The sequence below is a fragment of the Paludisphaera mucosa genome, assembly GCF_029589435.1.
GTDB lineage: Bacteria > Planctomycetota > Planctomycetia > Isosphaerales > Isosphaeraceae > Paludisphaera > Paludisphaera mucosa.
Genome location: NZ_JARRAG010000002.1, coordinates 2,186,715 through 2,211,587, shown reverse-complemented (window position 1 = coordinate 2,211,587; position 24,873 = coordinate 2,186,715). Strand labels below are relative to the sequence as shown.

The 24,873-nt window shown below is 70.1% G+C and carries 16 protein-coding genes; 5 read left to right on the top strand and 11 right to left on the bottom strand.

The window, feature by feature from the left end; genetic code table 11:
- Window positions 1–81: 81 nt before the first annotated feature.
- The 4 genes from PZE19_RS18180 to PZE19_RS18165 all read right to left on the bottom strand — a co-directional run bounded on the left by PZE19_RS18180 (window position 82) and on the right by PZE19_RS18165 (window position 6,617).
- Window positions 82–480, bottom strand: a complete 399-nt coding sequence (locus PZE19_RS18180; RefSeq protein WP_277862051.1) for a response regulator — start codon at window positions 478–480, stop codon at window positions 82–84.
- Window positions 481–861: 381 nt separating this feature from the next.
- On the bottom strand, window positions 862–1,521 hold the full coding sequence (locus PZE19_RS18175) for a response regulator (RefSeq protein WP_277862050.1): 660 nt from the start codon (window positions 1,519–1,521) through the stop codon (window positions 862–864).
- A 14-nt stretch (window positions 1,522–1,535) separates the two neighbouring features.
- On the bottom strand, window positions 1,536–4,553 hold the full coding sequence (locus tag PZE19_RS18170; protein ID WP_277862049.1) for a PAS domain S-box protein: 3,018 nt from the start codon (window positions 4,551–4,553) through the stop codon (window positions 1,536–1,538).
- 345 nt (window positions 4,554–4,898) lie between these two features.
- Window positions 4,899–6,617 carry an ArnT family glycosyltransferase gene (locus PZE19_RS18165; protein ID WP_277862048.1) on the bottom strand — a complete coding sequence of 573 codons (1,719 nt, stop codon included), beginning with the start codon at window positions 6,615–6,617 and terminating at the stop codon, window positions 4,899–4,901.
- Between the two features lie 703 nt (window positions 6,618–7,320).
- Between PZE19_RS18165 and PZE19_RS18160 the strand changes: the two genes are divergently transcribed.
- On the top strand, window positions 7,321–7,563 hold the full coding sequence (locus PZE19_RS18160) for a hypothetical protein (RefSeq protein ID WP_277862047.1): 243 nt from the start codon (window positions 7,321–7,323) through the stop codon (window positions 7,561–7,563).
- A 272-nt stretch (window positions 7,564–7,835) separates the two neighbouring features.
- Here the strand turns inward: PZE19_RS18160 and PZE19_RS18155 are convergent, their stop codons facing one another.
- Genes PZE19_RS18155 through PZE19_RS18145 form a run of 3 tightly spaced genes read right to left on the bottom strand, consistent with a single transcriptional unit; the run spans window position 7,836 to window position 13,079 of the window.
- Window positions 7,836–11,000 (bottom strand): efflux RND transporter permease subunit, encoded by a 3,165-nt coding sequence (locus PZE19_RS18155; protein ID WP_277862046.1) that lies wholly within the window; start codon window positions 10,998–11,000, stop codon window positions 7,836–7,838.
- Between the two features lie 58 nt (window positions 11,001–11,058).
- Window positions 11,059–12,456: an efflux RND transporter periplasmic adaptor subunit gene (locus PZE19_RS18150; RefSeq protein ID WP_277862045.1), complete on the bottom strand. Its 1,398-nt coding sequence runs from the start codon at window positions 12,454–12,456 to the stop codon at window positions 11,059–11,061.
- Window positions 12,453–13,079, bottom strand: coding sequence for a TetR/AcrR family transcriptional regulator (locus PZE19_RS18145; protein WP_277862044.1), 627 nt, complete (start codon window positions 13,077–13,079; stop codon window positions 12,453–12,455). Before PZE19_RS18145 ends, PZE19_RS18150 begins: the two co-directional genes overlap by 4 nt.
- Before the next feature lie 215 nt (window positions 13,080–13,294).
- Here PZE19_RS18145 and PZE19_RS18140 point away from each other — a divergent pair, with 215 nt between their 5' ends.
- The 3 genes from PZE19_RS18140 (at window position 13,295) to PZE19_RS18130 (ending at window position 17,691) form a co-directional block, all read left to right on the top strand.
- Window positions 13,295–13,744 carry a protein tyrosine phosphatase family protein gene (locus tag PZE19_RS18140; protein WP_277862043.1) on the top strand — a complete coding sequence of 150 codons (450 nt, stop codon included), beginning with the start codon at window positions 13,295–13,297 and terminating at the stop codon, window positions 13,742–13,744.
- A gap of 102 nt (window positions 13,745–13,846) precedes the next feature.
- Entirely contained in the window at window positions 13,847–16,618 is a 2,772-nt protein-coding gene (locus tag PZE19_RS18135; protein ID WP_277862042.1) for a tetratricopeptide repeat protein, read from the top strand.
- Between the two features lie 17 nt (window positions 16,619–16,635).
- Window positions 16,636–17,691, top strand: coding sequence for a tetratricopeptide repeat protein (locus PZE19_RS18130; protein ID WP_277862041.1), 1,056 nt, complete (start codon window positions 16,636–16,638; stop codon window positions 17,689–17,691).
- Window positions 17,692–17,697: 6 nt separating this feature from the next.
- Here PZE19_RS18130 and PZE19_RS18125 read toward each other — a convergent pair whose 3' ends face one another.
- Both PZE19_RS18125 and PZE19_RS18120 read right to left on the bottom strand, forming a co-directional pair.
- Window positions 17,698–17,937, bottom strand: coding sequence for a hypothetical protein (locus PZE19_RS18125; RefSeq protein ID WP_277862040.1), 240 nt, complete (start codon window positions 17,935–17,937; stop codon window positions 17,698–17,700).
- A gap of 92 nt (window positions 17,938–18,029) precedes the next feature.
- Complete coding sequence (locus PZE19_RS18120) at window positions 18,030–19,388, bottom strand: Gfo/Idh/MocA family protein (protein WP_277862039.1); 1,359 nt, start codon at window positions 19,386–19,388, stop codon at window positions 18,030–18,032.
- 272 nt (window positions 19,389–19,660) lie between these two features.
- Here PZE19_RS18120 and PZE19_RS18115 point away from each other — a divergent pair, with 272 nt between their 5' ends.
- Window positions 19,661–20,824 carry an efflux RND transporter periplasmic adaptor subunit gene (locus PZE19_RS18115; RefSeq protein ID WP_277862038.1) on the top strand — a complete coding sequence of 388 codons (1,164 nt, stop codon included), beginning with the start codon at window positions 19,661–19,663 and terminating at the stop codon, window positions 20,822–20,824.
- Window positions 20,825–20,949: 125 nt separating this feature from the next.
- Here the strand turns inward: PZE19_RS18115 and PZE19_RS18110 are convergent, their stop codons facing one another.
- Window positions 20,950–22,560 (bottom strand): GTPase family protein, encoded by a 1,611-nt coding sequence (locus tag PZE19_RS18110; protein WP_277862037.1) that lies wholly within the window; start codon window positions 22,558–22,560, stop codon window positions 20,950–20,952.
- Between the two features lie 290 nt (window positions 22,561–22,850).
- Complete coding sequence (pheT, locus tag PZE19_RS18105) at window positions 22,851–24,872, bottom strand: phenylalanine--tRNA ligase subunit beta (protein ID WP_277862036.1); 2,022 nt, start codon at window positions 24,870–24,872, stop codon at window positions 22,851–22,853.
- Window position 24,873 lies beyond the last annotated feature (1 nt).

Genomic DNA, 24,873 nt, shown 5'->3' with positions numbered 1-24,873 from the left:
TCTACGGACGAGGTACGATGAAACCGGTAAACGCGATGGACATCTAAACTAAGGGCCGGCGCCGGCGGACCGCTTCGAGCATCAACTCCACTCCTCGCCGGCGCCGGGCCCGGGCGAGAGGTCTGCGATCACCCGTCGAAGTTGATCGGCGAGTAGCGATTTGCTGAGGAAAACGCGAGCGCCCGCGGCCAGCGCGGCGTCGCGGTATCGGGGCATGTCGTGGACGGTCATGATCACGACCGCCGGGGCGTTCGGACGGGCCACGATCCTCCGCGTCGCCTCCAGGCCGTCCATGTCCGGCATGGTCATATCCATCAGAACGAGGTCGGGTCGCAGTCGGTCCACCGCCTCGACGGCCTCCCGGCCCGAGACGGCCTCCCCGACGACCTCGACGCCCGGGATGGTGGCCAGCAGCCGCTTGACGATCTCCAGGAGTTTCGGATGGTCGTCGACGACGACCGCACGCCAGGTCCGGGACACGCGATCCCGACCTTTCCGGCCCATCGGCCCGTCAGCGAGGGCTCCGAACAGGGGAAAAGCGGGAGGTGGACGGGGCGGTTGCGGGAGCGTCGGGAGGTGGAGCGGGATCGGCCGCCTCGTCGCGGTCGTATATCCCGAACCGGGGCCGGCCGCGTCGCCGACCCATCGCCTCTCCGACCTGGGACGAGCGTCGTCGCCGCCCCATGTTCCCGTTCCCCGCATCGCCGACCTCCCGCCGACTCGCCTTCCCGGTCGCGGCCAGCGACATCGGTCGCCGCGTCCGAGTTCCCAACCTCTATCACGATTGTGCGTCGAGGACGGGTCCTCGACCATCGGGAGTTCACCCTAGGGAAGACTCGGCAATCACCCCACGGCGGCCGCTCAGGCCTCGTGATCGACCAGTCCGGTGCGGATGGCGTAACGGACGAGCCCCGCGATTTCATGGATACCCAGCCGCTCCATCAGCTGGACGCGATGCGTGTCCGCCGTCTTGACGCTGATGTCCAGCCGGTGGGCGATCGCCTTGGTGGTGAGCCCCGCGGCGATCAGCTTCAGGACGTCGCGCTGCCGCGGCGTCAGGGGGCCGGGGTCGTTCGCCTCGGCCTCCGCCATGCGGGCGTATCCGGCCACGACGTGTTTGGTGACCGCCGGGCTGAGATAGGATTCGCCGCGGGCGACCGCGCGGATCGCCAGCTCGATCTCGGCGGTGCCCGAGTCCTTGACCAGATAGCCCGCCGCGCCGGCCCTCATCGCCTTATCGGCGTAGGCCCGCTCGGTGTGCATCGAAAGGATGAGGACCTTGGTGGGGGCGGGACCGCGAGCCACGGCCGCCGTCAGCTCCAGGCCGTCGATCCCGGGCATGGAGATGTCGGTCATCATGACGTCGGGCCGCAGCGATTCGACCAGCTCCAGCGCCTGGCGGCCGTCGACCGCCTCGCCGATCACCTGGACTTCCGGCAGCGCGGCCAGCAGCCCGCGGAGGCCGGCGCGGATGAGGGCGTGATCGTCGACGATCAAGACGCGGATCGGATCCCTTTCCATCCCGTCCTCCTCCCTCATCCGACCCGGTCGACCCTGTGCGACGCGAGCGGGGCGGCCGGCAAATCAACCTGGATCTCGGTGCCTGTCGAAGCCGCCGAGGTGAACTCGATCTGGCCGCCGACCAGCTCGACCCGCTCCTGCATCCCCGAGAGTCCGAGGCTGGCCCCGCGCGACGCGGCCCGGAGGGCGGCCGCCGGGTCGAACCCGATCCCGTCGTCGCGGACGACGAGCCGCAAGCCCGCGGCCCCCCCGCGCAGCTCGACGCTGAAACGGGAGGCGTGCGCGTGCCTCGCCACGTTGGTCAACGCCTCCTGGGCGACGCGGAAGCAGACGGTCTCGATCTCGGGATCTGCGCGGACGTCTTCCGGCTCGGCGACGAATCGGCCCTTCAGGCCGGTGCGCTGGACCTTCCGCTCGACGTACCACTCGAGCGCCGCGACCAGCCCGAGGTCGTCGAGGATGGAAGGTCGCAAGTCGAGCGCCATGCTGCGGACCTGCTGGAGGGCCTCGCCCACGATGGCGATGCTGTCGTCAAGCCGTGCGGGCCCGTCGGCGCGGCCCTCCCTCGCCTCCTGGAGGTTAATCTTCAGGGCGGTCAGGGCCTGGCCGATCTCGTCGTGCAGTTCGCGGGCGATGCGGCGACGTTCGTCCTCCTGGGCCCGGAGGACCTGTCGCGACAGCGTCTCCAGCCGTTCCGCCCAACCTTTCAAGGTCGCTTCCACCTGCCGCTGCTCGGTCACGTCCTGGCAGGTGCCCACCACCCGGGACGAGAGACCGTCGGGGTCGGCCAGGATCTCGGCCCATTCGTGGACGATCCGCTCCGATCCGTCCGGCAGCGTGATCCGATGCTCGATCTCGTACGGGTCGCCCGTCGCGATCATGGCCCTCATCGCGGCCGCGATCGGATCGCGGTCGTCGGGATGGACGGACTTCAGGAACAGGTCGTTGTCGACCCGGACCTGGCCCGGTTCATATCCGAAAATGCGGCAGCACTCGTCGGACCACCGCAGCGCGTTGCGGGCGAGGTCTTCGCGATCGTCGAGGTCCAGCTCCCAGCTGCCGACGTGGGCCATCGCCTGCGACTGGGCCAGCATCCGCTCGCGGTAGCGGAGCCGCTCCTCGGCGACCTTCATCGCGGTGACGTCCTCGTGCGAGACGACGACGCGCCGCGGCCCCCCCCCGACGAAGGGGGAGACCCGCCCGAGGAACCAACGCCGCCGCGACGGCGAGTGGCAGGGATACTCGAACTCGAACGCGCCCCGACGCGCGGCGAGCACGTCCCGGATGCCCGCGGCGACGGCCCTCGCCGAGGGACGAACCTCCCCAGTGGCCGCGTTGCAGACCTCGAAATAGTCGGCCCCCTCGTCGACCCGCCCGACGGCCCCGTTCTCCTCCGCGAACCGACGCCACGCCCGGTTGACGACGAGGATGCGACCCGCCTCGTCCACGACCGCGATGTTGTTCGGGAGCGATTCCAGGACCGATAGGGCCAGCCTCTCGAAATCCCGCTTCGCCGACTCCGTCGCCACCAGGTCGGTGACGTCCATGAGGAACCCGTGCCAGAGGACGCTCCCATCCGGCTCCGCCTGCAAGGCGGCGCGACCTTCGATCCAGCGCTCGCCCTTCACGGGGTGGCGGTAGCGGAACCTTGAGTACCAGGGCGTGGACCGCCGGAAGGACTCGTCGACGTCTTCGCGCAAGACCCGGGCGTCGTCGGGATGGACGTTCGCATAGACGGGGCTGAAATCCTCGGCCAGCACGCTCGCGGGGATCCCGTAGAGGTCCTCGACGGCCGCCGTCGCGAACGGCATGCAGGAACTGCCGTCCGGCCGCATCCGGAAGGAGTAGACGACCCCCGGTACGCAGGCGGCGACGCCGGCGAATCGAGACTGAAGCTCGAGCTTCTCGATCTGCTGCTTTTCGGCCCTGCGGCGCTCCGATATGTCGCGGGCGATCTTCGAGGCCCCGACGACCCGCCCCACAGCGTCGCGGATCGGCGAGATGGTCAGGGAGACCTCGATCAGGCTCCCGTCCTTGCGGCGGCGGACCGTCTCGAAGTGGTCCACCGCGACGCCGCGACGCAGCCGCCCGAGGATCTCCGACTCCTCGTCCAGGCGGTCGGGCGGGATGATCAGCAGGACCTCCCGGCCGACGATCTCCCCGGCCGCGTAGCCGAAGAGCCTCTCGGCCGACGCGTTCCAGGAGGTGACGACGCCGTCGAGATTCTTGCCGACGATGGCGTCCTCGGACGACTCGACGATGGCCGCCAGGCGGGCGTTGAGCTCCTCGGCGCGTCGGCTCTCGGTGACGTCGGTGTTGGTCCCGAACCATCGAACGACGCGGCCCTCGGCGTCCTTGACCGCGTTGACGCGGGTGAGGAAAGGCCGGAACACCCCGTCCGCCCCCCTTAGGGGGAGCACCATGTCGAACGGCTCGCCGGACGCGAGCGACTTCGACCACCGTTCCATCACCAGCGGCAACGTCGCCTGGTCGTGTACCGATCGCCAGCCCCCGCCCCGCATGTCCTCGAACGTCTTCCCGGTGTACTCATACCATTTCTTGTTGTACCAGAAAGTGTTTCCGTCCGGATCCGCGGTCCAGACCAGTTGCGGGACGGCGTCGGCCAGGGTCCGGAACTCTTCCTCGCTCTTACGCAGCCGGTCGCGACGGGCCTCGGCCCGTCGCGAGACCTCCTCCACCCGTCGCCGGGCGGCGTGCAGGCTCTCCATGAACAGGCTGACCGCGACCCCCTGCAGGCAGAAGAGGACGAGCTGGAACTGGTCGCTCGGGCTATCGACCCGGACGGATCGGTACGGCGGAAAGTAGAAATAGAAGCAGATCAGGGCGCTCAGCGCCGCGCCAAGGAGCCCCGGCCCCAGGCCGCCGATCCAGGCCGCGATCGTCACGGCCGGCACGAAGAAGATGAGAGGCTGTCCCGGCCCGACCAACCGCTCGACCGGGCCGATGATCGAGACGACGGCGGCGACGACCGCTGCGGCGGCGACGTAATTTCCAACGGGCGATCGCTTCATGGGATCACCGAGCAGATTTGTCCATCGAGCACGACTTCAGACCTGGGTAGACGACCTCGAGAGGCGGCCGAACACCAGGCTGTTGATTTGCAGGGACCTTGCAGGCACGACTACACCATCCCTACCATATCATCACCAATTCGACATCAATGGTCTGTCCTATAAATGACATACCTTCACAATTTAGCAAGGGACGAACCCCGATCGCCAACGGAATCGCGGAAGCGATTAGCATCAGAGGACTTGGGAGGATCAATTTTAGGCTGTCATCAAGGCGCGACCTCTCGCCGCTCCATCCCGGGAATCGGAGTCCACGTCGAAACTGCCCGATCCGACCGGGCGCTTCTAGTCGCGCCGTACGGAGTGGCGTTTCGAGCCCACCTCGGGCGGCGGCGAGTAAGTCACGGCCTGGCCCTGGAGCCGCTCCCGGAGCCGGAGTCGCTCGTCCGCCTGCTCCTTCGTGTACTGGAACGGCAGGGCGATCCGCTGTTCGTTCAGGCGGAAGATGCGGACCCGTCGCACGGGCTCGCCGCGGCGCGTCACCTCGAAGTCGTCGAGGGCCTCGCAGCTCCGGAACCAGCGCTCGTAGAAGCTGAACGGGGTGTAGTCGTCGTTGATCATGACGAAGACGCCGTCGCGGCCGAGCCAGTCGGCGGGGGCGCTCCAGAAGGCGAAGCCGCGGGCGTCTTCCAGGTTGTAGCAGACCACCGGCCGCCGCATCCCGATCGCGTGGGCGACCTGGGCCGACTGATACCAGTTCTTGGTGAAGACGAACGTCCGGGGGTCGTCGAGGAGCCCGAGGCGGTCCAGCCGCGCGGCCACCTGGTCCCAGCCGTACAGGTCGGCCGTGGGGTCGGTCTTCGCGGTCAATAGGCCGAGCCCGCCGGCCGGGCCGCGTTGGAGCCATCCCCAGCGATACTCGGCGACCGTCGCCGCCAGCAGGGCGGCCGAGAAGGCCGTCGCGAACGCGATCCGGCGTCGCGTCAGCCGCGGGTCGGCCTGGGCCCTTCCTGCCAGGGCCCGCCCGAGCGCCGGGAAGAGGGGCAGGACCCCCACCAGGCCCCAGTGCGGCAAAACCGGCCGCAGGCAGGCGACCGCCGTGAACGTCGCCAGAGGCGCGACGCAGAGACACAAGGCCAGCCGCTCGTGCTCGTCGTCGCGATCCCTCCAGCCCGCGATCAGCCGCCAGCCCACGACCATCAGGGGGATCCAGATCCAGGGGAACAGGTAGGCCGCCTGCGACCCGATCGCCGCGAGCAGCGCGTCGGGGCGGAGCGACAGCCCGCCGACGGCCCGCCCCCCCTGGAAGGCGAACGACGCCCAGCCGTTGCGGGCGTTCCAGGCGATCACCGGGCTGAAGATCAGCAGGCCCAGGCCGATCGCCAGGTACGGTCCGGGCGATTTCAGCAACCGTCGCCGACCGGGCCGCAAGAGGAGGTACAGGACCGTCCCGACGGGCAGGAAGACCGCATGATACTTGCTCAACATCGCCAGACCCCACGCCAGCCCGACGGCCGCCCAGGGCCGCAGCCGCGCCGGCTCTTCGAGCGCCAGGTCGATCCGGTCGAGGGTGAGCAGCCAGAAGAAGAGCAGGGGGCCGTCGGGCAGGGCGAAGGAGCCGACGGCCAGGCCGTAGTAGCCCGACAGGTTCAGGGCGAGCGCGGCGAAGAACCCCGGCCACTCGCCGTACCATCGCCGGGCGATCCGGGCCATGAGCCAGGTCGAGCCGGCGAAGAGGGCGATGAATCCCAGCCTCAGCCCCAGCGGCGAGAAGGGGTCGCCGACGATCGCGAGCCCGACCGTCTCGACGGCGGCGACCATCGGCGGGTGGTCGAAATAGCTCGGAGCCGGGTGCATGGCGTAGAGGAAGTGGTAGGCTTCGTCGTTGCCCAGCCCCAGGTTCCAGGCGGCCAGCAGCCGCAGCGACGCCGTCGTCGCGATCAGCGTCAGCAGGGCGAGCTTGGGAGTCATGAGCGTCCTCGCTCCAGCAGGATCGATGCGGATGCCGGCGAGGATCGTCTTACCCGGCGAGAGCTTCTCGGGCGAGGTCAAATGCCCCGCCACGCCCACCCCGGTCCGGGAGTTTACTTCCTGGGCAGGGGTTGCCCGTAGAAAGTGCAGAAGTTGACAGAAATTTCTGAAGGCGCGGCACTTTCTGCCATCTCCCACCTCCGGCCGTCGATGCGGAGGCCGGCGAACCTCCATCTCCAGGACGGTTGTCAGGTCTGTCTTCTGATCTGGACCGAAGCCCCTGGGGCCGCCGCCTCCGCAGCCCCAAGTGCTTTCCCGATGAGGATCTAAGGAGATCGACGCGACCTGGTGAAGGCTCTCGAACGCCGTTGCCGGCCGAGACCCGGCGGCGTTCCGAAGCGGAGGGGAGAGTGCCGAAACGACGTCTTCGTGAACTCCTGATGAACTCGGCCCTGGTTTTGCTCTAGGCAAAAACGTGGGCCCTCGGAATCCTGAAGAATCGTGGGGACCGGCCTTGGCTCGGGAGGGATGTAGGTTACATTTCTTTGGGGGCGCGGCCCTTAATGGAATGGGAGGTCTCGCGGGTCGCCGCGAACATCTCCGGCCTTTCGGACGTCTGGATATCAGGGGATTTGTAACGAGGAGAGGAAAGAAGCCGTCGCATCGTCGCCGATCGAGCGAATGGATCCAGGATCCTGATAGAAGGCTCGGACGCGACGAGTGGAGGATCGAAAGACGCCCGACGGCTGCGTCATGACCGTGGTCGACTATCCAAAAATCGGAAACGAGGAACGCCATGACCGCGAAACTGGCTGAAACCCAGCTCTGGCAGCACAACCTGGTCTCCCTGATCCGCTCGGGACTTTTCCTCCGAGCTGAGGCCCGGCAGTGTAACGGCCTGTACACGGTCGTCGGCGTCTATACGGACGAGACCACGTCCGCCCCCCTGGCGAAATATTCCGACCCTCGACGCGCCGACGACGCCGCGTACATCGTCAACCGCCTCGCCACCGTATCGCCGCTCGTCGAGGCCAACTGAGCCGACCGGCCTCCGCGCGACCCGATCGAATCGAGACGCATTCCAACCGCCGCTCCGATCCCCCCAGGGTCGAGCGGCGGTTCGCGTTTCCCGGCTCCGACGACCCCTCTCCAGCCGGGAGAGGGTGGCCCGCAGGGTCGGGCGAGGGTCGTCGGGTCTACCGAGACAGCCCGGGTGCCGGATTTCACAGATCCGTCGTGATCTTTGTGTCCCGGCGACCCTCACCCGCCGAAGCGGCGGCCCTCTCCCGGGGGAGAGGGACGAATCCAGCCTCAGCGGACGCTCTCGACGGCCTCCCAGCTGGGCTGGGGGGCGGGGATCGCGGGGGCGCGGGCCGCGGTGGGCTCGACGGAGAAGCGGATGCCCAGCCGGCGGGTGAGGTTCACGAGCTGGTCGAGCAGGGCGTAGAAGACCGGCGTGACGAGCAGGGCCAGGATCAGCGAGAGCATCTGGCCGCCGATGATGACCTTGGCCATGCTCGCCCGCGCCCCCGCGCCCGGGCCCCTGCCCAGGGCCATCGGGACCATCGCGGCCACCAGCATGACCGTGGTCATCAGGATCGGCCGCAGGCGGGTGTTGTTGGCCTCCAGGATCGCCTCCGTCCGCGGCATCCCCGCGGCGCGCAGCTGGTTGGTCGCGTCGACCTGGAGGATGCCGTTCTTCTTGACGATGCCCACCAGCATGAAGAGCCCGAACATGGCGTACAGGTCGAGCGGGGTCCGGAAGAAGTAGAGCGAGAGCAGGCCGAAGGGGACCGTGACCGGCAGGGCCATCAAGATCGCGATCGGCTGCGTCCAACTCTCGAACTGGGCGGCGAGGATCAGGAACATGAAGACCACCGACAGCCCGAAGGCGATCGCGAAGTAGTAGCCCGTCTCGGCCAGGGTCTTGGCCTGCCCGGAGAGCACGACCGAATAGCCCGGCGCCATGTCGACGCTCTTGATGATGTCCTGCGCGAGCGCGACGGCGTCGCCCAGGGCGAGGTTCTCCGGGTTGCCCAGCACGGTCACGATCCGCTCGCGGTTGAGCCGCTCGATCTCCGTCGGGCCGCGTTCGTCGACGAGCCGGGCGAGGCTGGAGAGCTTCACCAGGCCGGCCGTGGGCGAGGGGAGCGTGAGCTGGTAGATGTCCTCGATCGACCCCCGCAGGGCGGCGCCGGCCCGCAGCCAGACGTCGTACTGCTCCTCGCCGTCGCGGAAGCGGGTGACGGGGAGGCCGCCGACGAGGACGCGGAGGCTGTCGGCGATCGTGCCGACCGGCACGCCCAGGTCGCTGGCGGCCTCGCGGTCGACGATCACCTGGACCTCGGGCTTGCGGAGCGAGAGCGTCGTGTCCAGGTCGAGGATCCGGCCGTCCTTCTTCAGGCCGGCGACGAGCTGGTCGGCGTACCGCGAGAGCTGGCTCAGGTCCGGCCCGCCGAGATTGAGCTGCAAGGTCTGCGGCCGACGGCCCCCCTGGAAGGCCGAGACGTCGTTGACGCTGGCCCGCAGGTCGGGGTAGTCCTCCAGGAACTTGCGGGCCTCCTGCTGGACGACGAACTGGGTGTAGTCGCGCTCCTCCAGGTCCTCCATCTGGACGTAGATCGTCGCCCGGGTGACGTCGCCGGCGCCCTTGACCGCCCGGGCCCCGCCGGTCGAGCCGATCGAGGTGAAGATGTGCCGCGTCCCCTTGAGCTTCCGGACCCGCGCCTCCAGGTCCTTCATGAGCGTCGAGGTTCGTTCGAGGCTGTAGCCCTCGGGGGTGGTGACGCTCACCTCGTACTCGCTCTGGTCGTCGCGGGGGATCAGCGAGAAGCCCACGGCCTTGCCGATCGGGATCGTCGAGCCGATGGTCAGGACCGCCAGGATGATGATCACGAACTTGAACCGGAGCGCCCCCCGCAGCAGCGCGCCGTAGCCGCCGTCGATGACCCGCCAGACCGGGCCCGACTTCGACTTGGCCTCGTGGCCGTGCTCGGCCGGCTCCAGCTTGAGGAACCGCGAGCAGAGCATCGGCGTGAGGGTGAACGAGACGAAGAGGCTCATCGCCACGGCGAAGGCCACCGTCCCGCCGAAGCTGGAGAAGAAGCGGCCGACGATCCCCCCCATGAAGGCGATCGGCAGGAAGATGACGATCAATGAGAGGCTCGTCGCCATGACCGCCAGGGCGATCTCGCGGGTCCCCTTGCGCGAGGCCGTCATCGCGTCGAGGCCGTCCTCCTCCATGTGGCGGAAGATGTTCTCGTGGACCACGACCGCGTCGTCGATCACGATGCCGATCGCCAGGATCAGGGCCAGCATCGTGATGTTGTTGAGCGTGAACCCCATGTACCGCATGAACATGAACGTCGGGATGATCGACGTCGGGATGGCCAGCGTGGCGATCAGGGTCGTCCGCCAGTCGCGGATGAACAGCAGGATCGTCAGCGAGACGAGGACCGCCGCCAGCATGAGGTGGAACTTCACCTCCTCGATCGACTTCTCGATGAACCGCGACTGGTCGCGGATGATCTCGGTGGCGACGTCCGGCGGCAGCGTCTCGCGCAGCGTCGCCAGCCGCTCCTTCACGTCGTGGACGAGCTGGACGGTGTTGACCCCCGACTGCTTCTGGACGACGAGGCTCACCGCGATGTCGCCGTCGAGCCGCGCGAGCGAGCGCGGCTCCTCGATCGAGTCCTCGGCCCGCCCCACGTCGCGGACGCGGATCGGATAGCCGTTGCGGTTGGCGATGATCAGGTCGTTGAACTCGGTCTGGGTCTTGAGCCGGCCCAGGGTCCGCAGGACCAGCTCGCGAGGCCCCTGGTCGACACGGCCGCCGGGGACTTCCAGGTTCTGCCGCAGGAGCGCCATGCGCACGTCCTCGACGGAGAGGTTGAAGCCGGCGAGGCGGTCGGTGTCGACGACGACGTTCATGGCCCGGGTCCGGCCGCCGACGAGGTTGATCGAGCCCACGCCGGGGACCGTCTCCAGCCGCTCCTTGATCTGCTTCCGCGCCAGCTCGGTCACCTCGCGGAAGTCGCGGCGGCCCGAGATGGCGATCGTCATCACGGGCATCGAGCCGGTGTCGAACTTGTCGATGATCGGCGGGTCGGTCCCCTCGGGGAGGTCGCCGAGGATCGTGTTGACCTTGTCGCGGACCTCCTGCGTCCCCACGTCGCCGTTCTTCGCGAGCTGGAACTGCACCGTGACGATCGACACGCCCTCCTGGGTGGTCGACCGCAGCTCGTCGATTCCCGAGACCGTGTTGATGATGTCCTCGATCGGCTTGGTGACCGTCGACTCCATCTCCTCGACGCTCGCCCCCTGGAGCACGGTGGTCACCGTGCAGACCGGGAAGTCGACGTCCGGGAACAGGTCGACCCCCAGCTCGGAGTACGAGACCGCGCCCAGCACGAGGGGGACGATCACCAGCACCCAGGTGAAGACCGGGCGGTTGATGCAGACGTCGGACAGCGTCATGTTTCGGGTCCAGTCACGAGGGGGATCGGTTCCGACGCGAGACGGGGAAGCGGCGCGGTCACTTGACGGCCGGCGGGGGCTCGGCGGCCGGCTTGGGCGCCGAGGTGGGCGCCGCGGCCGGGGCCGGCTTCTTCGCGGCCTCGGGCTCGGGCTCGCGGACGACCACCTTGGTGCCGCCCGCGAGCTTGGACTGGCCGGTCGTCACGACCATGCCCGACCGGGGCAGGGACTTGCTCTCGACCTCCACCCAGCCCGAGCCCTCGTTGAGCAGGACGACGTCGTCGACGGAGCGGACGACGTCCCCTTCGAGGACGAACAGCTTGGTGACGCCGGCGTACTGGACGATGGATTCGATGGGGACGACGGACGCGTCGGCCGCGGAGTCGGTGACGATCACGGCCTTGGCGAAGCCGCCGGGCCGCAGCAGGCGCTCCTCGTTGGGGGCCACGGTCTCCACCTGGAACGTCCGGCTGGCGGGGTCCACCGACGGGTTGATCCGCGAGACCTTGCCGTCGAACGTCCGGTCGGGGTGCGAGGCGACCGAGATCCGCACGGCCTGCCCCTCGTGGATCCGGTCGCTATAGCGCTCGGGGACGTTGGCCCAGAGCCGCAGCGGGTTCTCGACGACCAGGTCGAACACGGCCTCCCCCTCCTTGATCATCTGGCCTTCCGAGACCGACCGCGCGGCGATCGCGTAGACCACCTCGTCGGTCCGCGTCTTGGTCGGCGGCGGCTGCTGGGGGTGGGGCGCCAGGATCGTCAGGTCCTTGAGCATCTGCTCGGACTGGTCGCGCGACACCCGATTGGCCAGCGCCACCGCGATCGCGTTCCGCGCCGTGGACTTGGCGTTGTCGTAGGCGGCGACCGACGAGCGGTAGTCGCTCTCCTGGTCCTCGAGCTCCTGCGCCGTCCCGGCCCCCTTGCGGCTGAGGTTGCGCTGGCGGGCGAGGTTCTGGGCGGCCTTTTCCATCGTGACGCGGTACTGCACCACGGCGGGGACCTTCTCGATGACCTCCTCGGTCTGGGGGCCGGTGACGAGGGTCTCGCTGATGCCGTAGCGCTTGACGAAGTCGTCCGCCGCATCGGAGCTGATCCCGAGCCGGACCAGCTCGGCCAGGTAGCGCGACTCGGCGACGCTGTAGGCGAGCCGGGCGTCGACCGGGTCGATCTGGATGAGCGGCTCGTCGGGGCGGACGCGATCGCCCATGTCGTGGAAGACCTTCAGGACCCGGCCCGGCCGCTTCGTGCCGGCCGTGACCTGCTCCCAGCCCCGCAGCGAGCCGACGGCCTCGATCGTCCGCTCGATCGCCCGCCGTTCGATGGGCGCGACGGTGACGGTGACCGGCGCGGGGACGTCGGACTTGGCCTCGGCCTGCCTGGCCGCGGGGGCGCATCCCCCCTGGCCGGCGGCGAGGCATCCCAGGCCCAGTATCGACGCGAACATCCGACGGTTCATGGGCGACCCTCCGGGCCCGCGGGGGGGCGACGGCCCTCGAATCCCCGGAGGAGCGCCGCGACGAGCACGCGCGCACGGTCCCCCCCGAGCGGTTTGTCGTGATAGAGGAAATCGATGATCGAGACGATCAGCACGCCCCGGAACATCGTCGCGAACGCGTCGACGCTCTCGGGGTCGAGGAGGCCGGCCTCCACGCAGCGGCCGAACGCGGCGGCCGTCCAGTCGTGGAGGTCGCCCTTGCGGCATTCCATCATCAGGGCCAGGCCCGCCTCGGGCGGGCCGAACCCGACCGCGAAGAAGAGCCGCGAGCGGTCGGGCTCCTCGCGGCAGAAGGCGAAGTGGGCCTCCAGGACCTGCTCCAGCACCCGGACCGGGTCGGCCTCGTTGCGGATCACGTCGCCGAGGCGCTCCGCCAGCGCGTTCAGGGGGTCGGCCAGGAGGGCCTTCGCGAGCCCCTCCTTGCTGCCGTAGTAGTAGTAGAGCGTGGGCTTCGCGACCCCCGCCTCCTCGACGATCTCGCGGATGGACGTCGCCTCGTACCCGCGGCGGGCGAACAGCCGGGCCGCCGCCCGCGCGATGTGCCGCGCCACCTCGCTCTCCTCGGCTTTCGCGGCCGTCGTCATCCGCTCTCCTCGCCCCGACTCCGGGGCCCTTGCGTCCCTGCCTACCTACCGGTCGGTATTCTGCCGACTCCGGTCTCCTACGTCAATCGCAGATAGGCGGAAATCGACCGACTCTTGCCGGGGCGGATCAGGCCGTACAATGGCATTGCGGGGCCGAGAGCGCGGGCACCGTCGCCGAACACCTCTCCGGAAATCAGCACCTTGAGGACGTCGTCATGAACCTGGAACGGCCGATCACGGACCGGATCACGATCGCGGACCAGCCCGAGGAGGCGGACCTGGCCCGGTTCCGGGACGACGGCTACGGAGCCGTGGTGAACCTGCGGCAGGACGGCGAGCCCGAGCAGCCGATGGATATCGCCGCGGAGGGTCGCGAGGCGGCCGGCCTGGGGATGGCCTATCACCACTACGCCGTCGGTCAGCCGCCCCTGGCCGACCCGGGCGTGGCCGAGGCCTGCGACTTCATCGATCGGGAGTCGGCGAAGGGCAAGGTCCTGGTGCACTGCCGCAAGGGGGCCCGGGCCGCCGCGATCGTCCTCATCCAGCAGGCCCGCGCCCACGGCTGGAAGCCCGACGAGGCCGTCGCGAAAGGACGCGCGATCGGCATCGAGCTGGAGCCGCCGCTGCGGGCCAAGGTCGAGCAGTACCTGAACGCGCAGGCTTAAGCCCCGTCCGCTTGACGCGGCGAAAGTCCGCGTCCTAGAGTGGACTCCGGTGCCGGCGCGTCCCGCGCAACGACCTCTCCGACGCAGTGGGGGAGCCTTCTCATGCCCCGTCTCGGTCCCGGATCCGTCGGCTCGTTCATCGCGTGCTTGGGCGTCGGACTTCTCGGTTCGTCCCCCGCGCTCGCCGCCGGCGAGGACGCCCGGACGGCCGAGACGTTCCTGCTCGGGCTCCGCGAGCGGGGCTATTACGACCTGGCCTCCGAGTACATCGACCGCCTCCGATCCGACCCCGGGCTCGGCGAGCCCCTCAAGGGCCTGCTCGACTACCACGAGGGCCGCGCCCTGATCGACGAGGCGTCGCGGACCGTCGACCTGGCGCGTCGTCGCGAGCTGCTCGACCGCGCGGGCGGCCGGCTGGAGGCGTTCGTCAAGGGTCGCCCCGAGGACCAGACGACGATGGAGGCCGTCCTCGAGATCGCCCGCAGCCTCTCGGAACGCGGCCACCTGGCGCGACTCGTCGGCGAGGACGCCCCGGAGGCCGAGAAGAAGCGGGCCAAGGTCGACGAGGCCCGCGCCATGTTCCGGCAGGCGGCCGACGCCTACGGCCGGGCCGCCGATCAGCTCGCCGCGGCCTACAAGGCCAAGGCCGGATTCCTCCCCAAGGGCGACGCCCGCCAGGAGGACCGCGGCCGCATCTTCGCCTCGATGCTCGACGCCGCCCTCAAGCGTGGAATCGCCCTTTACGAGGAGGCTCAGACCTTCCCCGCCGACGCCAAGGAGCGGGGCGAGATCCTCAACCAGGCCATCGCGCGATTCGACGACCTCTACAAGAACTACCGGACCCAGCTCGCCGGCCTGACGGCCCAGATGTTCCAGGCCAAGTGCTACGAGGAGCAGGGGAAGATCGGCGAGGCGATCGGCATCTACAACCAGGTCCTCAGCCAGCCCGACCCCCGGCTCCGCGACCTCAAGCGGAACGTCCACTACTTCTACATCGTCGCCCTGACCAAGCGCAAGCAGTTCGCCCTGGCCGCCGACGAGGCCGTGAAGTGGCTGCAGACCTACGACCGCCGCGACGAGCGACGCTCGATGGAGGGCCTGGGCGTCTACTTCGAGCTGGCCCGCAGCCTCGACGCCCAGATCACCCCCGAGACCCCCAAGGCGGACCGTGACCAGGCGGCGAAGAAGATCGTCGAGGCCCTCTCGCCGGTCGTCCGCACGCCGACCCCGTTCAAGAACGACGCCCTGGCGATGCTCAGGAAGTACAAGCCCAACGCCGCGATCCAGGGCCGCGAGATCGCCCGCCTGGGCTTCGACGAGGCGCTCGGCCAGGGCGACGAGGCGCTCGCCGGCCGCGAATGGGACCGCGCGATCGCCCTGCTCCGGGCCGCCGTCTCGAAGGCCGGCCCGCGCCAGGCCGACCGGGTCGACCTCGCGCGCTACAACCTGGCCTACGCCTGCTACATGAACAGGTGGTACCCCGAGGCCGAGGTCCTGGCCGGCCACCTCGCGCGCCGCCACTCGCGCTGGGAGCACGCCCCGCCGGCCGCGGCGCTCGCCATGCAGGCGATCCTCGACGAGTACAACACACCCCAGCACGCCGACCGGGCGGCCGACCTGGAGCGGTACATCGACCTGGCGAAGTTCACGGCCGAGACCTGGCCCGAGCGCGAGGAGGCCGACGACGCCCGCATCAACCTGGGCCAGATCCACCAGGGGCGCGGCGAGTACGACCTGGCCGTCGCCGACTTCGCCTCGGTCCGCGAGCGCTCGCCCCGGCGGCTGGAGGCGCAGACCCGCCTCGGCGGCGCGCACTGGGCCAAGAGCCGCAACCTCGCCCGCGCCGGCGACGAGAAGAAGGCCGAGGCCGACGCCGAGGCCGCGCAGGCCGTCACGGTCCTCCGCAAGGCGCTCGACGACCGCAAGGCCGCCGGCGCCCCGGCGGGGGACGCCGGCTTCCTCGGCAACGCGGCCGACCTGGCCGCGGCGCTGACCGAGTCCGGCAAGGTCGACGAGGCCCTCGCCACCCTGAAGCCGATCGTCGACGCCCAGTCCGCGAAAACCGGCCCGGCGTACGGCCGGCTGATGGAGGCGTACCTCCTCGCCCAGATCAACTCCGGCCAGGTCGAGCCGGCCATCGCGTCGATGCGGGCCGTCGAGCAGAGCGGCGACGGCGCGAACCGTACGCAGCTTTATTACAAGCTCGGCCGGCTCCTGGAAGGCGAGCTCGACCGCCTCCGCAAGGCCAACCAGCCCCAGAAGCTGGCCCAGACGAAGGAGGCCTTCCGCACCTTTCTGCTCGCCCTGGCCGAGAGTAAGAAGGGGCAGACCTTCGAGTCCCTGCGCTGGGCCGCCGAGGGCCTGCTCTCGCTCGACGCCGGCGCCGAGGCCGAGGCCGTCCTCCGCAAGCTCGTCGACGAATCGGCCGCCGACCCCGAGTTCCTGAAGCAGAAGGGGGCCGCCGACCGGCTGCTCCGCGCCAAGGTCAAGCTCGCCGCCGCGCTCCGCGTCCAGAAGAAGTACGACCAGGCCGCCTCCCTCCTCGACGAGCTGACCGCCGACAAGGAATACCGCCGCTACCTCGACCCGCTCCTGGAGAAGGGCGAGTTGCTCGACGTCCAGGCCGAGGTCGGCCTGGGGACCTGGGCCGCTTCCTGCGCCCACTGGCAGGACGTCGCGAAGCGGCTCGACCGCGCCCGACCCCGGCCCGAGACCTACTTCGACGCCTGGTATCGCGCCGCGATCGCCTACTCCAAGCAGCAGCAGCCCGCCAAGGCCCGCCAGACGCTCACCGCCGTCATGCGTCTCAACCCGGGGGTCGGCGGCCCGACGATGAAGCAGAAGTACGAAGCCCTGCTCGCGACCCTGAAATAGAACGGGAGTCCGCCCCCATGTCGCCGCTGACCCGCAGTCGAAACGGACTCGCGCTCGCCCTCGGCCTCACGCTCGCCGCCGCAACGGCCCGCGGCGACGTCGTGCAGCTCATCGCCGGGTCGGCGTTCAAGCCGTCCCAGGGAGGCGCGGTGCGAGGCCAGGTGACCGCGGAGTCGCCGACGGAGGTGGCCGTCTCGCTGGGGGCCTCGACGGTCAACGTCCCGACCGACCAGATCGAATCGATCGAGTACCAGGGCCAGCCGGCGGCCTTGCAGCTCGGCGAGACCAACGCCGCCGCCGGCCGCGCGGCCGAGGCGATCGCCCAGTTCCAGAAGGCGGCGACCGAGGCCGCGGGCAAGCCGTTCGTCATCGAGGCCGCCAAGTTCGGCGAGGCCACGCTTTTGGGCGAGCTGGCCCTGACCGAGCCCGACCGCGTCAAGGAGGCCCTGACCAGGCTGACCGGGTTCCTCCAGGCCTATCCCAAGGGCCGCCACGTCGTGGCGACGCGCGAGTCGCTGGCGCGGCTCCAGCTCCACGCCCAGGACTACAAGGGGGCCGAGGCGAACATCGCCGAGCTGGCCAAGCTCGCCCCGGGCGCGGGCCGGGCGGCCGTGCTCAAGGCCCGACTGCTCCTCAAGGAGGGCGACTTCCAGGGCGCGGCGGCCGACCTCGACCGCCTGATCGCCGCCGCGCCCGAGAACTCCGCGCAGCAGGTCGAGCTGAAGCTCGTCAAGGCCGAGACCCTGATCGCCGCCAGCAAGTACGACGAGGCCGAGTCGCTCGTCCGCCAGGTGATCGCCGCCGCCCCCGCCGAGGACGCCGCCGTCCAGTCGAAGGCGTACAACACCCTGGGCGACTGCCAGAACGCCGCCGCCCGCCCCAAGGACGCCTTGCTCGCCTACCTCCACGTCGACCTGCTCTACAGCAAGGACAAGGAGGAGCACCCCCGCGCCCTGCGGCGGATCGAGCAGCTCTTCCGCAAGATGGGCCAGCTCCCCCGCGCCGACGAGTACGGCCAGCGGCTCAAGCAGGATTACCCCAACAGCCCCTGGGCCAAGCAGCCGCCGGGCTGAACGGCGTCAGGACGGATCCTCTTCGCCGCCGTCGCGTTCCTGGCGCTGCAGGGCCGCGTTGAAGTTGAGGACCGTGCCGGTCAGCCAGAAGACGAAGCCGACGGCGACGATCGACCAGACCTGGTTCGACGTCATGCCGAGCCAGTGGCCCGTCCCGTCGCGCGAGGCGAGCGCGACGGAGGAGAGGCCGAACATCTCCATGAGCAGGCCGAGGATGCGCAGGATCTGGCCGGCGTGGGCGGGCATGGCGGGGGTCTCAAATCGGGTCGAGGCGACGCCGGGCGGGTCCGACGTCGTCGGCCCGCCCGGCTTCGCGACTCATGCGACGCGTCCGATCGTCAGATCTGGGGAAGCTCGTAGCCCTTGCGGGCCTCGCGGCCGAGCAGGGCGTCGGCCTCGGGGTCGTTCTTGAAGCGCTCGGCCTCGACGTCCCAGTTCAGCTTGCGGCCGACCTTGTAGGCGATGTTCCCCAGGTGGCAGGTGTTCGTCGACCGGTGGGCGATCTCGATGTCGGCCGTCGGCTTGGCCCGCGAGGCCAGGCAGTCGAGGAAGTTGCGGACGTGCGGCGGCTGGCCGTCGTCCCCCTTCTCCTTCGAGGATTCGAGCGTGATCTTGCGAGTCTCGCGGTCGCCGTGGACGAGCTTGATGCCGTACGGCAGCGAGACCTGGTCGGGGAAGACCTCGTAGCCCGAGCGGTCCAGCAGCAGGCTGCCGTCGGTGCCGCAGAAGAGGATCCCGTAGTCGTGGCCGTTGAACTTCAGGCCGTTCCCCTTGCGCATCGAGTACGTCAGGGTGGCGGTGGGGAACTCGTAGACGACCTGCAGCGTGTCGGGCGTGTCGCGGTCGTCGTCGGTGGTCTCGACGCCGCCGGTCGCGTACACGCTGTTCGGCCCCTTGGCGTCGAGCGCCCAGAGCACGATGTCGTTCAGGTGGACGCCCCAGTCGCTCATCATGCCGCCGGCGTAGTCGAAGTACCAGCGGAAGAGCAGGTGGAAGCGGTTGAGGTTGAACGGCCGCGCCGGCGCGGGGCCCAGCCACTTGTCGTAGTCGACGTACGGCGGCGTCTCGACGTCGGCGACGCGGCCCATGCCGACCGGGCTGATGTTCTCGTAGTTCCAGGTCTGGACCCAGAAGACCTTGCCGAGTTTGCCGGACTGGACGATCTCGACGGCCTTGCGGAAGTGGTTCGACGACCGCTGCTGGGTGCCCACGGCGATGATCTTGCCGGTCTTCTTGCCGGCCTCGATCATGGCCCGGCCCTCGGCCACGTTGTGCGCGACGGGCTTCTCGACGTAGACGTCCTTGCCGGCCAGCACGGCGTGGATCGTGGGCAGGGCGTGCCAGTGGTCGGGGGTGGCGATGATGACGGCGTCGAGGTCCTTGCGGTCGAGCATCGCGCGGTAGTCGCGACTGACGTCGGGCCGCTCGCCCTCCTTCTCCTTCTTGATCCGGTCGGCCGTCTCGTTCGCGTGGCGGTCGTCGACGTCGGCCACGGCGACCAGGTCGACGTCCTTCTCTTTCAGGAAGGTGTCCAGGAGCTGATTCCCCCGGCTCCCCGCGCCGATGATCCCCAGCCGCTTCCGCTCGCTGGGCGCCGCGGCGCGGCCGACGGCCGGGGCCGCGAACGCCGAAGCCGCCCCCACGGCGACGCCCGCCGTCCCCACGAAACCTCGCCTCGTGACATGCTCGTTCTTCATGCTCGTTCGCCTCGCCTGGACGTGGAGGGATGGCGCCCGTGCGGCGGAGATTCGCCGAAGGCCCAGGAAGCCGATCGTACTGCGCGCGGGGGGCGAATGATAGGGTCGGGGCATGCGACGTGCGAGCCTCCGTAGCCCGAGGCCCGACGCCGCCGTACAATGCGCGGAGCCGCGAGGGCGGGGGTGCGCCGCGACGCTCCTCGCACGCCTCGCACCCGTCTCCCGGCCGTCCGGTCCCTTTCGAGGCTTCCTCCCCGAGTGCGAGGGCTCCCATGAATCCACGCTTCCGACCGCTCGCCGTCGCGTGCGCCCTGGCCGCGCTCGAAACGATCGCCCGGGCGCAGAGCCTTCCGACCTCGGCGACGATCGACGCCGAGCCGTTGACGCTCACGGCCCCCGAGCGGTTCCAGGTCGTCTCCACGCTGGAGCCGATCCGCCGGATCTCGATCGTGGCCCCGGCCGACGGGACGGTGCGGAGCGTCGACGCGACGATGGGCTCGCCCGTCACGGCCAACCAGCAGGTCGCCGAGCTGGACCGCGGCGAGGCCGCGGCCCGGCTCAAGATCGCCGAGGCCGAGCTGCGCGAGAAGCAGGCCCAGATCGCCATCCAGCAAGGGCCCGCGGCCGTCGCCAAGGCGCAGGTCGAGGCCGCCGAGGCGCGGGTCGAGCTGGCCCGACTGGAGCTGGACCGCTTGACGCTGCGTGCCCCGTTCGGCGGCCGGATCCTGGCCACGCCCGTCTCCTCGGGACAGTTCGTTTTGAAGGGGACGGTGATCGCCGAGCTTGCGGACGTCACGACCCTCAAGGCGCTGGCCCCCGTCGACCGCCGCGCCGCGAAGGCGGGCGGCGAGGTCGCGATCTTCATCGAGGAGCAGGCGCAATCCGCCAAGATCCAGTCGATGGGGCCGCTCCCCACGTCCGAGGATTACGGGCCCCTCCGCGAGCTGGCCGCCCCGTTCGCCGCCGCGTGGATCCAGGTCCCCAACGTCAAGGGCGAGCTGGAGCCCGGGCTCCGGGTCCGCAGCGCGAGCCTGCCGTCGTCGCCGGTTGTCGTGGTGCCGCGCGCGGCGATCAAGCCCCCCGCCGCCGGCTCGCCCGACGCGACCGTCCAGGTCATCCGCGCCGAGCACGTCGTCGACGTCCGGATCAAGACGCTGGGGGCCGTCGGCCCCGAGCGGGTGCAGGTGTCGGGCGCGTTTCGCGGGAGCGACGCCCTGATCGTCGCGTCGTCGGTCTCGCTCCTGCCGGGGACGTTCGTGCGCTTCGGCGCCGAGGGCAAGGTCGAAGGCGCGCCCCCCGACCGCAATCAGCCCGGCCAGGCCGCCTCGGTGGCCCCGGCCCCTGCGGCCGAGCCCGCAACCCGGCCAGCCGCCAAGGCCACGCGGCGGCCGACCGCGCCGCCGCCGGCCAATTCCGCCGGCGCGACGCCGTTCTGAATGGGCATCCCCGCCGACCAACGACGGCCTCCCCCCTCGCGAGGGAAGGCGTCGAGTCCAACGGCCGCGTTCGTGATGGACGTCAAGTTGCCGCACCGAGGGCTCGCCGCAGCCGCGAGCCCGCGTCAGGAGGCCGGCTTCGAAGCCTTCCGCCGGTTCTTGAGGTGGGTCCAGACGTTCCGCCCCTGCTGGCCGATCTGGCTGACCACGCGACCGACCTTCGAGCGGTTCGCGGCGGCCTGGAGGCGGCGCAGCAGGGCGGCCCGCTCGGCGCGGTGGATCTGCGCGGCCAGGGCCGGCAGGACGTGCTCGACGATCCCGAACGGCGAGGCGTCCGGGAGTCCGGCGGCGGCGAACTCGGCGAAGGTCGGCGGCAGCGAGGCGCGGAGCGAGTCGAACAGGCCGCGTACGGCCGTCTCGCGCACGCCCTGGCCGGCGGTCCAGTCGTAGGGCGGCTGCCACGACGGGCCGAACTCGGGTCGATCGACGCCCGTCACCACGACCATGGCCGGGGGCGCCTCGCGGTGGGGATGCTGGAGGAAGTAGCCGTCCCAGGCCTTCGCGAAGGCCACGTCCGACGGCTGGAGGCTCTTGCGGCCGTCGACGATCAGGACCAGCATGTCGGCGTCGAGCGACGCCTCGACCGCCGCCTCGCGCGACTGCCGATCCGCCCGCGACTCGCGCTCGGCCGTCCCCTTCGACGTGTAGCCGGCGACCTCCGTGTACTTGACGTTCTTCAGGCGGTCGACGAGCGACGGGTCGAGACCCATGCCTTCCAGACGGGCGCGGATCGGCCGATCGTCGCCCTGGAAGACCTCGCGGACGGACTCGATCAGCCGCGATTTGCCCGACTCGCGCGCGCCGACGACGCAGATCGAGAGCGGCTCGTCGGGGTCGGTCTTGAGCGACGACATCGGCCGCCGGCGGGTGAGGCGGCGATATTCGTCGACGCCGATCGCCAGCCGGCCGCTGAACAGCTCGATGAGGTGGACGCCCATCCGGTTGACGTACGCCTGGAAGAACCAGCGCAGGACGTTCTGCTGCATGTTCTTCCAGGCCGGCTTGACGATCAGCTCGCGGGTGCCGATCCGCGTCAGGCCGCTGAGCGGGTTGAGGAACGGCGAGACCAGGGCGTACAGGTCGTTGGCCTTGGAGATGTAGTTCGCCATCTGCAGGGCCTTGCGCCAGTGCGAGAGCGTGATCATGTCGCCGCCGGGGACCTGGCGGGTCAGCTTGGCGAGGTCCTCCGCCGCCAGCTCCAGCGCGCTCAGCAGCTCGACGACCGGGACCTCGTCGAGCGGGTGCTTCGACTCGGGGTGGTAATGCTCGGCGAGGTGCTTGATCAAAACGCGCCCGGTCTCGATGTAGCGGTCGCCGTCGATGAGGGCCTCCATCGCCAGCGCCTCGGACGCCTGCGCCTCGTCCTCGACGATCTGCCAGGCCGCGCGGTCGTGCGGCGAGAAGGTCCGGGGGGCATCCCAGTCGAGGGGCGGCAGGACCGTCCGGACGCTCGTCGTCCACCGCGCGGCGAGGATCGCGAACAGGCCGCCGGCCGCGATCCAGGCCAGGACCCCGACGATGATCCATCCGTGCTCGTACAGCCAGAGCGTCCCCAGCAGGATGTAGACCCCGAACGGCCCGAGGAACAGCAGCAGCAAGACCCCGGAACGCCACTCCCGGAGGAGCAGCATCAGGTTCGCCCGCCACAGGCTGAGGGTCTCTCCTACGGCCGCCATCAGGTCCCTCTCGCGCTGAGAACCGAATTCCCTTCTCCCCTGGTGGGAGGAGGTGGCCCGAAGGGCCGGAAGAGGGGGACCATCAGGGCTCGTTCACCCTCGACGGCTCCCGGTGCGTCGCCCATTCATCCGCCGCTGCGCGGCGCCTTCTCCCACGAGGGGAGAAGGACGACTCGCGGCGGCTCGAACGACGACTTTCGCAAGCTGCGCCGGCTCCGACGACCCTCATCCTCCGTCTCAATACGGACGCTCGTCGGCCCCGGCTTCGCATTTGTCGCGAATCCCGTGCCTCACGCCCGCAGGGTCGCGCCGAGCTTCCGGGCGCAGGCGTCGACGACATCCTTGACGGCGAGTTCGACCTCCTCGCCGGTCAGGGTGCGGTCGTCGCGGCGGAAGGTCAGGCCGAAGTGGACGCTCTGCTTGTCGTCGCCGAGGTTGCCGCCCCGGAAGGTGTCGAGGTAGTCGGCCTCGCGGAACGACCCGCCGGCGGCCTCGCGGACGACGCCCGCCAGCTCGGCCCACGAGACGTTGCGGTCGAGGACCAGCGACAGGTCTCGGACGACGGCCGGGAATGTCGGCAGCGGCTTGTGCTGGGCGACCGTCCGGGCCTTGTCGAGCAGCACGCCCAGCTCCAGCTCGGCGGCCGCGCAGGCGGTGCGCAGGTCGAACTCCTGGATGCGGGCCGCGTCGACCTCGCCGATCCAGCCCAGCCGGGCCTCGCCGACCGACAGCTCGGCGGCGCGGCCCTCGGCGAACAGCGGCGACGAGACGGGCTTCGCCTCCAGGGGCTCGGCGATCAGCAGCCGTCGCAGGAGGGTCTCGACGACCCCCTTGAGGCCCCGGAAATCCAGGCCCGCGACGATCGCCAGGCGGGGGGGCTCCTCGGGCAGGCCGCCCGCTTCGCCCGGGAGGTAGACGTCGGCGATCTCGAACACCCGCGCGTCGGCGACGCCGTGGGCCTCGTTGTGGCGGCGGACGGCGAGCAGGCTGGGGATCAGGCTGCGCCGCAGGGCGTTCTCGCGGCGGCGGCTGGAATGCGAGACCCGGAGCGGGGCGAGGTCGGCCCCCGCGGCCGTCACCGGCGCGGCCAGGGCGTCCTCGACCAGGCTGAACGTCACGGCCTCGTCCAGGCCGAGGGCCGTCAGCGTGTCGCGGATCGCGGACTCGACCCGCTCGCGACGCCCGCGCGGGGCGCTCGTGACCGGGATCGGCCGGTTCTCGACGATCTTCTCGTAGCCGTGGATCCGGGCGACCTCCTCGATCAGGTCGATCTCGCGTTCGAGATCCGCCCGCCAGGTCGGGGGCGCGACCTGGATCGCAAGATCGGTCTGGTCGACGACCCGCAGCCCGAGCGCCTCCAGGATGCGGCGGACCTCGACCGGGTCGACCGAGATCCCCAAAACGCGGGGGATCTGCATCAGCCGCAAAACGATCGGCTCGCGCGGCGGCGTCGGGCCGGCGACGTCGATCACCCCCGGGTGCAGCACGCTGCCGGGGCAGAGTTCCAGGATCAGCTCGGCGCAGCGGCGGCTGGCCCAGTCGGCGACCTCGGGGTCGAGGGGCCGCTCGAAGCGGAAGCTGGACGGGCTGAACAGGCCCAGGGCCCGCGAGGTCTTCCGCACTGACATCGCGTCGAACCGGGCGGCCTCGATCAGGATGTTCGTCGTCCCCGGGCCGATCTCGGTCTCCAGCCCCCCCATCACCCCGGCCAGGCCCACGGGCCGCGCCGCGTCGGCGATGACGAGCATCTCGGGTTCGAGGGCGTAGTCGCGGCCGTTGATCGCCTTGAGCGACTCTCCCTTGCGGGCCCCGCGGACGATCAAGCGGCGGCCTTCGAGCTTGTCGAGGTCGTACGCGTGCAAAGGCTGGCCGCACTCGAACATCACGTAGTTGGTGACGTCGACGATGTTGCTGACCGGCCGGACGCCCAGGGTTTCGAGCCGGCGCTTGAGCCACCAGGGGCTCTCGCCGACCTTCACGCCCGTCATCACCCGCGCGGTGAAGCGGGGGCAGAGGTCGGCGGCCTCGACCGTCACCCCGGCGAGCGACTCGACGGCCGCGCCCGAGGTCTTCGGCGCGGCGGCCGGGATCCGCAGGGGCTTGTCGAACAGGACCGAGATCTCCCGCGCGACGCCCAGGTGGCCCAGGCAGTCGGAGCGGTTGCTGGTGACTTCCAGGTCGATCGCCAGGTCGCCGCCGACGTCGTCGGTGGACTCGTGGTTGAGCCCGGTCAGGGCCAGGCGTTCGGTCAGGGCCTCCACGGGCATGTCGAGGCGGACGTAGTCGGTGAGCTGGTTCCAGCTGACGATCATC

Excerpts from the sequence above, each read along its gene's own strand:
- PZE19_RS18175 (WP_277862050.1), bottom strand. The coding sequence starts at position 1,521 with ATGGAAAGGGATCCGATCCGCGTCTTGATCGTCGACGATCACGCCCTC.
- PZE19_RS18170 (WP_277862049.1), bottom strand. The coding sequence starts at position 4,553 with ATGAAGCGATCGCCCGTTGGAAATTACGTCGCCGCCGCAGCGGTCGTC.
- PZE19_RS18160 (WP_277862047.1), top strand. The coding sequence starts at position 7,321 with ATGACCGCGAAACTGGCTGAAACCCAGCTCTGGCAGCACAACCTGGTC.
- PZE19_RS18155 (WP_277862046.1), bottom strand. The coding sequence starts at position 11,000 with ATGACGCTGTCCGACGTCTGCATCAACCGCCCGGTCTTCACCTGGGTG.
- PZE19_RS18150 (WP_277862045.1), bottom strand. The coding sequence starts at position 12,456 with ATGAACCGTCGGATGTTCGCGTCGATACTGGGCCTGGGATGCCTCGCC.
- PZE19_RS18145 (WP_277862044.1), bottom strand. The coding sequence starts at position 13,079 with ATGACGACGGCCGCGAAAGCCGAGGAGAGCGAGGTGGCGCGGCACATC.
- PZE19_RS18140 (WP_277862043.1), top strand. The coding sequence starts at position 13,295 with ATGAACCTGGAACGGCCGATCACGGACCGGATCACGATCGCGGACCAG.
- PZE19_RS18135 (WP_277862042.1), top strand. The coding sequence starts at position 13,847 with ATGCCCCGTCTCGGTCCCGGATCCGTCGGCTCGTTCATCGCGTGCTTG.
- PZE19_RS18130 (WP_277862041.1), top strand. The coding sequence starts at position 16,636 with ATGTCGCCGCTGACCCGCAGTCGAAACGGACTCGCGCTCGCCCTCGGC.
- PZE19_RS18125 (WP_277862040.1), bottom strand. The coding sequence starts at position 17,937 with ATGCCCGCCCACGCCGGCCAGATCCTGCGCATCCTCGGCCTGCTCATG.
- PZE19_RS18120 (WP_277862039.1), bottom strand. The coding sequence starts at position 19,388 with ATGAAGAACGAGCATGTCACGAGGCGAGGTTTCGTGGGGACGGCGGGC.
- PZE19_RS18115 (WP_277862038.1), top strand. The coding sequence starts at position 19,661 with ATGAATCCACGCTTCCGACCGCTCGCCGTCGCGTGCGCCCTGGCCGCG.
- PZE19_RS18110 (WP_277862037.1), bottom strand. The coding sequence starts at position 22,560 with ATGGCGGCCGTAGGAGAGACCCTCAGCCTGTGGCGGGCGAACCTGATG.
- pheT (WP_277862036.1), bottom strand. The coding sequence starts at position 24,872 with ATGATCGTCAGCTGGAACCAGCTCACCGACTACGTCCGCCTCGACATG.